We start from the raw sequence: 4,732 nt of genomic DNA, 5'->3' as shown, positions 1-4,732 counted from the left end.
AACAGCGCTGGGTTATGCGTAGCGTCGAGCGGTTGCCGCGGGTGGGCGCGGTGGTGACGACCGAACGCTGCGCATAATCCCGGACGCGGTCAGAGGCTGGTGAGCCAGTCGAGCAGTTCGGGGTTCTGGTTCCATTCGGCCAGCTCGGCGGCGGTGACGACGTCGGCGTAGACGGCTTCGAGTGCTCTGCGTTTGGCCTGGGTGGAGGCCCGCGCGTAGATCTCGGTGGTGGACAGGTCGGCGTGGCCGAGGATGTCGCGGATGTAGGGCAGCGGAACCCCGGACTCGTAGAGGTGCATGGTCCGGGTTATCTCCACTGAATTTTGCGTAATGCCTGGTCAGGGTCTATATGGGTGGACGAGACACGTGAGGCATGTGAGGCAGCTCGTGGTCAAACTGGTTGACCTGCCGGGCGGTGTTGTCATCGATTGGTGGCCCTGATCACGCGGCGCAGACTTTCTCGGGCGGCGGTGAGTTCGTCCTCGAGTTCCGATACTCGACGTTGGGCGGTGTCGGCTTCGTGGGCGCGGGCGTCGCGTTCGGCGAGGAACTGCTGGTTCGCCGATTCGAGGGCGCCCACGCGTGCGATGAGCTCGGCCCGGTCGGGTTGTTCGATCTCGGCGCCGAGTTGCAGCCGCAGTCGTTCCCGCATCTTGTTGAGATCGTTTCTTAGTCGGTGGATTTCGCTCCGGGCGATGGCGAGGTCGGTGCGCAGGCTGGCGGGTGTCGCCGGTTGGGGGTCGGGGCCAGGGTTGCCGGTTGGTGTGCCGGCGGTGGCCTGGTGTTGTCGGGCCGCTTGGAAGTGTTCGCGGATGCCGTCGGCGTAGACGAGCCAGGTCGACACTCCGGCCGCGGCCGCGACCGCGGCGGCGGTGATGGGTTGTCCGGCGGTCTGCATGGCGTTCAGGGCGGCCAGGACACGTCCGCGTTTGTCGGTGCTGTCCTTGGTCCGGGCGGCTTTCAGGGCTGCGGTGCGATCGGTCATGGTGTCATCCGGTCTCGGTGTTGGTGTGCACGGTCAGCGGTAGCCGTCGACCGGCGCGGGCTCGGCGCAGCAGGCGGCTGGCTTGTTCGACCTCGGCGCGTTCGTCGGGTGCGAGTTCGGCGAGCCGGTTCTGCATCTGTTCGGCGACCCTGGTGAATGCGTCGATCTCGGCGGTGAGGTTGGTCTGGACGTAGTCCGCGGCGCCGATCGCGCGGGCGGTTTCCCGGTCGGCGCGCAGGTCGGCGATGTGCTGTTGCAGAGCGGGCAGGTAGGAGGGGTCGGGGCGGTAGAAGCCGCAGCCGGCGCATTGGTAGCGGATCGGGCAGGCGCCGCCGCCGGCGGTGACGTTGGACGGTTCGGTGCAGTTGCCGAACGGGACGGCGACCGACGACCGTTGGTAGGCGGTGGGTGTGGTGAACGGGGCGGGGCTCCCGGCGGCGTCGGTGGCCAGCGACCCGACCGCGCGGATGGCCTGCTGTTTGCGTTTGAGGCCGACCTGGTAGTAGCCCATGGTGGTGGTCACCGAGACGTGGTCCATGAGGTCTTTGAGCACGTCGACGGGGACGCCGGCGTCGGCGTGGCGTTGGGCGTAGGAGTGGCGCAGCGCGTAGGGGACGATCAAGGTGTGCGGGAACGGGGCGGGCCGGCCGTCGGGGCCGAGCAGCTCGCCGTGGATGGTGCCGATCCGCTGCACCCATGCCTTGAAGGCCCGGCACACGCAGGCGGGTGTGACGTGGCCGTGTGACTGCCGGGCCCGCAGCAGCGGGCTGGGGAACAGCCATCGGGCGGTGGCCGGCGGGGTGAGCAGCCGGGCGCGGTGGGCCTGCCAGGTTTGGATGAGTTCGGTGGTCTGGGCGGTGATCGGTAGTCGTCGGCGCAGTCGCCCTGCCTTGTGGTTGTCGTAGATGAGATTGTGCTGGCCGTCGATGATCTCGATGCAGTCGAGGTGGAGACTGACCACTTCGCCGGGGCGCCGCCCGGTGTCGCGCAGGATCTGATAGATGGTGTGGTGCATCTGTTGCAGGTCGGTGGCAGTGATCGAGCCGGCCCGCCCGGACGGGCCGAGCAGGCCCAGGTTGGCGTCGAGCTGGCGGATCACCGTGTCGGGCAGTGCCTTGCCCAGTTCGTCCTCGTTGGGGTCGGTCCGGACCCGGCGGCGGTGGGCCGGCCGGAAGGTGTCGGGCACCGTGGTCATCATGCCGGCGGCCCGGCCGTGCTCGATGACCTGGCAGAACTGGTGCAGCAGAAGGTTGCGGTGGGCCGCCGAGTACGTGGTGCCGTCGGCGCGGCGTTGCCCGGTGATGGCGTCGATGATCCGGGTGAAGTCGCCGGCGCCCAGGGCTGTCGGGTCGGTCCGCCCAGCCGCGGTTAGGGTCTGGCTGGCGGCCTGGCAGGCGCGCAGCGTCTCCCTGAGTCGCTGCACGTGCGGCCGGGTGGCCCGGGCCCAGTCCTTGACCAGGTCCCGCAGCCACGGTTGTTCGACCGGCCGGAAGTCGATCTCCCCGCTGGTGGCCGGCCAGGGCCGGGACGCGTTGGGGTGCAGGTCCAGCAGCGCCACCTGCCATACGTCACCGGCGGTCGGGTCGATGCCGGTGTGCTGGGCCCAGGCGCGGTCCAGGTGCAGCCGCAGGTCCCGGAACAGTCCCCTGATCGCCGAGTTGTACTGGGTGCCGCCGCTCTCGCAGACGGCCTGCGGATCGGCCTCCCGCAGCGATCGGGCACCGGCCAGCCGGGTCAGCAGGATCCGCACCCCGGTCGGGTCCATCGGCGGCGGGGACAGGTCCCTGCGTTGCAACGCGTAGAGCACCTCGACAGCGACCAACTCGGGCAGCCCGGCCAGGCAGAACTGGTGCATGCCGAGCAGTGGCCGCTCGGCGGCCACCCACCCGGCCAGCCCGGCCGCGGTCCGGCTGGTCGGATCGGCTCGCAGGTAACGGTTGCTGTGGAACCGGCAGAGCCCACGACGGGTGACGCGCTCCCGCAGGCAACCGGCGATCAGGCAGTCCGGCGCCCGCGACAACGGACGGGCCCGGGCCGCGAACTCCTCGATGGGCTCGGACTTGTCCTTTCGCCAGGCCTTTTCGTGCCGCAAACACAGCCCGCGGCAGTGCAGCTCACTGTCGCAGCCGGGCACCGAGCATCGGCCGATGGGCAGCAGCGGCCGGACCAGACGTGGCGGCGGGTCGGCATCGAAGCCCTCCCAGCTGAGCCCGGCCCCGGCGCGGGCCCGTCGGCAGCCGTCGCAGCGGCCGTGATGCCAGCGGGTCGCGGTCGGGCAACCCGGGGTTCGGCACGGCCACGCCGCGGTCCGGTCGCTGTGCAGATCCCCGGTGAACAACCACGCCTGCCCGTCCCATTCCCCCGGCCGCCACACCGGATCCAGGTGCGCGCGCAGCCAGCCCAACCATCCCGCCCCGCCGGATTCCCGGTCCCGGCGAGGGCCGCCGACCAGTCGCGGCGCCGGCCCGGTCACCGGTATCGCCGCCCTTCCGCGACGGCCGCGACCGCGCGGCGCTTGTCCTCGTCCCGGGCGTGCAGGTACACCGTTGTTGATGCCAGCGATGCGTGACCGAGAAGCTTTTGCACGACGTCTATGTCGACCCCTGCCCGGATCCAGTTGGTGGCCGCCGAGTGGCGCAGCATGTGCGGGCGGACCGGGAAGGAGCAGTCACGGGCCAGCCGGTCAAAGAAGCGTTTCGCCGCCCGGTAGGTCATCGGCGCGCCGAGCGGTTCGTGATACAGGTTCACCAGCACCATGTCGGTGCCTGACCCGCCCACGATCCGGGTGCGTTCGTACTGATAGTCGGCGTAGCCGGCCAGCACCGCGTCGCTGGCCGGCACAGTGCGCGGGAACCGGGACTTGGCCAACGCGCCGTTCGGGTTCGCCCGGTGCCGGACGTGCACGTGGGCGCCCACCGTCGGGCATCCCAGACTCCGGGAGTCGGGCAGCAGGTGCATGTCGCATCGGCGCAACCCGAGCGCCTCACCGATCCGAAGCCCGGTGTGCAGCAACAAGATCACCAGGAACCGTTCCCGCGGCCGCCGGCAACAGGCCAACACCTGTGCCACCTGCTCCGCGGAAAGCGCATCAGGGAATGGCGTTTCGGCCTTCGCTTTGAGCGCTCGGGCCCGGACCGTGCGGAACTGACCGGACTCCCCGGTGTCCATGCCCGGCGGGGTGAACGGCAGCCACCGCGGCTCGGAGAGCCGTTCGGCCACCACCGGTTCGACCAACCCGGTCCGCGCGCAGAACCGGAGGAACTCACACACCGCCGTCAGCACGGCGTTGACGGTCGAACCACGCCGGGTCCGACCACGCCGGCCGGGAGAGGACTCGAGCCACCGTTTGAACCGAGCCAGATCCGGCAGGCCGATCCGTCGCCAATCCACCCCCTGCGCCTGGCACCAGCCCAGGAACCGGGCCACCCGCCCGGCGTAGGCGCGGATCGTGTGTGGCGACCGCCCGGCGCCCTGCAGGCATCGCAGGAAGTCGCTCGCCTCGCGGTGCAGGACCAACCGAGGGTCGAGCACCACCCACAGCTCGCCGCCGTCCACCGGGGACACGGCACGCTCGGCCCGGAACTCAGTACTCGTCGAATCCATCATGGGCCGAAGGTAACTCTCGACACCGACAGAGGTTCGAATACTTGTCAGGCACGTGCTACTTTGTCTCCAAGTCCCAGGTCCCTCACGCGGCAACCGGAGGGGAGATAACCCGGCTGTGCCGCAGGATGTGAGGGCTGACGG

Annotated in this window: 4 protein-coding genes; all 4 read right to left on the bottom strand. The window is 70.1% G+C overall.

Annotated elements, in window-relative coordinates; translation table 11 throughout:
• Positions 1–89: 89 nt before the first annotated feature.
• The 4 genes from VF468_18175 to VF468_18160 all read right to left on the bottom strand — a co-directional run bounded on the left by VF468_18175 (position 90) and on the right by VF468_18160 (position 4,591).
• Entirely contained in the window at positions 90–299 is a 210-nt protein-coding gene (locus VF468_18175; protein ID HEX5880217.1) for a tyrosine-type recombinase/integrase, read from the bottom strand.
• 122 nt (positions 300–421) lie between these two features.
• Positions 422–985, bottom strand: coding sequence for a hypothetical protein (locus tag VF468_18170; protein ID HEX5880216.1), 564 nt, complete (start codon positions 983–985; stop codon positions 422–424).
• A gap of 4 nt (positions 986–989) precedes the next feature.
• A complete protein-coding gene (locus VF468_18165) occupies positions 990–3,077 on the bottom strand; it encodes a site-specific integrase (GenBank protein ID HEX5880215.1) in 2,088 nt (695 codons plus the stop codon).
• 377 nt (positions 3,078–3,454) lie between these two features.
• Positions 3,455–4,591: a tyrosine-type recombinase/integrase gene (locus VF468_18160; GenBank protein ID HEX5880214.1), complete on the bottom strand. Its 1,137-nt coding sequence runs from the start codon at positions 4,589–4,591 to the stop codon at positions 3,455–3,457.
• Positions 4,592–4,732 lie beyond the last annotated feature (141 nt).

It is taken from the genome of Actinomycetota bacterium (assembly GCA_036280995.1).
In the GTDB taxonomy this organism is placed as follows: domain Bacteria; phylum Actinomycetota; class CALGFH01; order CALGFH01; family CALGFH01; genus CALGFH01.
Note: the sequence above shows the minus strand (reverse complement) of the source record. Positions and strands in the feature narration are given on the sequence as shown.